The sequence below is a fragment of the Microbacterium sp. genome (assembly GCF_030149085.1).
Lineage (GTDB): Bacteria > Actinomycetota > Actinomycetes > Actinomycetales > Microbacteriaceae > Microbacterium.
The window spans coordinates 1-2,795 of record NZ_JASBSF010000132.1; the positions used below are offsets into that span (position 1 = coordinate 1).

Genomic DNA, 2,795 nt, shown 5'->3' on the forward strand with positions numbered 1-2,795 from the left:
GCGGACTCCGATCGGCACTGATCGTGATGGGCGCGAGCGTCTGTGCGCGCCGGTGCCGTCCAGTGTAGGCGCGGCGGCACGCGCTGTCGCCGGGTAGCGTGGCTGCGTGCAGATCACGGTGCTTTCGGGTGGTGTCGGCGGCGCGCGCTTCGTGATCGGGGTGCGCGAATGGGCGCGCTGGGATGCCGCGGCGCGGGGCCTTCCCGCTGACGCTGCTCACGACATCCGGGTCGTCGTGAACACCGGCGATGACTGGTGGCTGGCGGGCCTGCGAATCGCGCCCGACCACGACTCGCTCTTGTATTCGCTGAGCGGTCAGAACGACCAAGACCGGGGATGGGGTCGGCGCGACGAGACCGAGCGAGTCGCGTCAGAGCTCCAGGCCTGGGGCGTGACACCCGAGTGGTTCACGCTCGGTGACCTCGACCTCGGCGTGCACATCGCGCGCACCGCCTGGCTTCGAAGCGGGGTGCCGCTCAGCGAGGTCTACCGCCGGCTCGGGACGCGCTGGCCTCTCGGAGCGACGCTCCTTCCGGCGACCGAGGACGAGATCGACACCCACGTGCACACCGCCGACGGTCAGCGCATGCACTTTCAGGAATGGTGGACCCGGCACCGTGCCACAATCCCGGCGGTGCGCTTCGAGAACGCCGGAATCGAGACGGCGCGACCGGCCGCCGGGGCCCTCGAAGCCATCGCTGATGCCGACGTGATCCTGATCGCCCCCTCGAACCCCGTCGTTTCGATCGGGCCGATCCTCGGCATTCCGGGGATGCGCGACGCGCTCCGAACGGCATCCGCTCCGGTTGTCGGGGTCGCGCCGGTCATCGGCGGCAGGGTCGTACGCGGCATGGCCGATGCCTGCCTCACGGCGATCGGAGTCGACACGGATGCCGCCGCCATCGCCCGCCACTATGCAGCTCGGGGCGCGGATGCAGCTCGGGGCGCGCAGGGCGTCTTGGATGGCTGGCTCGTCGCGGAGGAAGACGCGGCATCCGTCGATGGACTCGCCGTGGACGGCATCCCGACCCGCGCGGTTCCGCTGTGGATGCGGGATGCCGACACGTCGGCCGCCCTGGCCGGCGACGCCATCGCGCTCGCGCGCGACCTGCGCTGACGCCCCATCGCCCCTTCCGCTGTCACAGACCGCGACTCGCGGGGCTCGGAATCAGCGTTCTGTGACAGTCGAACCGTGGGGGTTTTGACCCGGGGGTCAGCCCCGCGCTGACCACCACTCGCGCAGGCGCTTCTCGGCCTCGGCCTCGCCGAGCACTCCCTCGTCCAGCCGCAGATCGAGCAGGAACCGGTACGCCTCGCCGACCTCCCGCCCGGGACCGATGCCGAGCACCTCTTGGATGCGGTTCCCATCGAGCTCGGGGCGCATCGCGTCCAGCTCCTCTTGCGCCGCAAGCTCAGCGATCCGTCGCTCGATGTCGTTGTACGCGGATGCCAGGCGCGAAGCCTTGCGCTTGTTGCGGGTCGTCACATCGGCGCGGGTGAGGATGTGGAGGCGCTCGAGCTCGTCACCGGCGTCCCGCACATACCGGCGCACTGCGGAGTCGGTCCACGCCCCTTCGGCGTACCCGAAGAACCGCAGATGCAGCTCGATGAGCGTCGTGATCGTGTCGATCGTCGCTGCATCGAACCGCAGTTCCTTCAGGCGCTTTCGCGCCATCCGCGCGCCCTTGATGTCGTGGTGGTGAAAGGTCACCCCGCCCCCGGGCTCGAGGCGACGCGTGGCCGGCTTGCCGATGTCGTGCAGCAGCGCAGCAAGCCGCAGCGGCACGTCGGGTGCGGCACCGGGGTGCCGCTCGTGCTCGAGCTCTATCGCCTGGCGCACGACGGTCAGTGAGTGCTCGTAGACATCCTTGTGATGGTGATGCTCGTCGATCTCAAGCCGCAGCGCCGGAACCTCGGGCAGGAACTGCTCCATGAGACCCGTCTCGACCAGCAGACGGATGCCGCGCAACGGGTCATCGGCTTGCATGAGCCGCACGAGCTCACCGTGAATGCGCTCGGCGCTGACGATCTGAATGCTCTCGCGCAACCGGTGCATCGCCGAGATGGTGTCGGCATCGACCTCGAACTCCAGCTGGGAGGCGAAGCGGGCGGCGCGCAGCATCCGAAGCGGATCGTCACCGAAACTCACATCGGGATCGGCCGGAGTTCGCAGTCGCTGTGCGAGGAGATCCTCGACTCCGCCGGAAGGATCGACGAGCTTTTGCGACGGAACCCGCAGCGCCATGGCGTTCACGGTGAAATCCCGCCGCACGAGATCGCCCTCAAGCGTGTCACCGAACTCGACAGTCGGCTTGCGGGTCACACCGTCGTAGCTGTCAGCGCGATAGGTCGTGATCTCGACCTGTTCAGCGCCGCCACCGGGAAGCGCAATCCGCGCCCCGATCGTGCCGAAATCGCGCCCGATATCCCAGTGCGTGGTGCTCAACGGAGCCACGATGCGCAGGATGTCGTCGGGTCGCGCGTTCGTCGTGAAATCGAGATCGTGCGTGGTTCGGCCCAGCAGCGCATCGCGCACGGGACCGCCGACGATCGCCAACTCGAAGCCCGCCTCCTCGAACGCCGCCGCAACGGCAGCGACGACGGGAGAGGTGGCAAGGGCGCCCAGGCGCGCGACACCCTCAGCCATGTTCAGCATGGATTCGAGCCTACCGGTGGGGGTCCGCGGTCTTGGAGTCCGCTGCGCCGGTCCTGGAGTCCGCTGCGCGCGGTGCCGGGGAGGGGGACATGCCCTCGCCGGCTGCGCCGGCTCCCGCCAGACCCGGTGCCAGCCCCCT

Annotated in this window: 2 protein-coding genes; one reads left to right on the forward strand and one right to left on the reverse strand. The window is 69.2% G+C overall.

Annotated elements, in window-relative coordinates:
• The first annotated feature begins 106 nt into the window (after positions 1 to 106).
• Positions 107 to 1,117 (forward strand): 2-phospho-L-lactate transferase, encoded by a 1,011-nt coding sequence (gene cofD / locus Q1V87_RS05430; protein WP_300591179.1) that lies wholly within the window; start codon positions 107 to 109, stop codon positions 1,115 to 1,117.
• A gap of 96 nt (positions 1,118 to 1,213) precedes the next feature.
• Here the strand turns inward: cofD and Q1V87_RS05435 are convergent, their stop codons facing one another.
• The gene (locus Q1V87_RS05435) at positions 1,214 to 2,656 is read right to left on the reverse strand and encodes a CCA tRNA nucleotidyltransferase (RefSeq protein WP_300591180.1); all 1,443 of its coding nucleotides are present in this window, start codon (positions 2,654 to 2,656) and stop codon (positions 1,214 to 1,216) included.
• Between the last annotated feature and the right edge of the window lie 139 nt (positions 2,657 to 2,795).

What these genes read in the sequence shown, in the direction of transcription:
- Q1V87_RS05435 (WP_300591180.1), bottom strand. Translation starts at nt 2,656, where the DNA reads ATGCTGAACATGGCTGAGGGTGTCGCGCGCCTGGGCGCCCTTGCCACC.